Raw genomic sequence first — 311 nt, 5'->3', positions numbered from 1 at the left:
CAAAATGATTCTCAGCAAATCCATCCTAGTCATGCCTTCTGGTGGTGTCATTTGGCGAATCCGTGGCAATAAAAGTGCGCTGGCACCCGCCACAATTGGCGAAGCCATCGAAGTCCCTGACATGGAGCCATAACGATTGTCATTCAAGGTTGCATAAACATCCTCTCCCGGCGCCACAATCTCTGGCTTCAATTCTAAGTTGACCGTAGGTCCCCAACTAGAAAAGCCTGATACAGTCGGCACTTCAATCAACTTCTTCATTCCAATTGTAGGTTTAAGAACCAAACCAGTGTTGCCTTGCGATTGGTTGG

1 protein-coding gene is annotated in these 311 nt (G+C 47.6%); it reads right to left on the bottom strand.

Going from position 1 to position 311, the window contains the following annotated elements; genetic code table 11:
- On the bottom strand, nucleotides 1–311 hold a 311-nt coding region (locus C1G53_RS09345; protein WP_153046696.1), incomplete at both ends, for a S8 family serine peptidase.

Source organism: Streptococcus suis, assembly GCF_002960445.1.
In the GTDB taxonomy this organism is placed as follows: domain Bacteria; phylum Bacillota; class Bacilli; order Lactobacillales; family Streptococcaceae; genus Streptococcus; species Streptococcus hyiners.
Note: the sequence above shows the minus strand (reverse complement) of the source record. Positions and strands in the feature narration are given on the sequence as shown.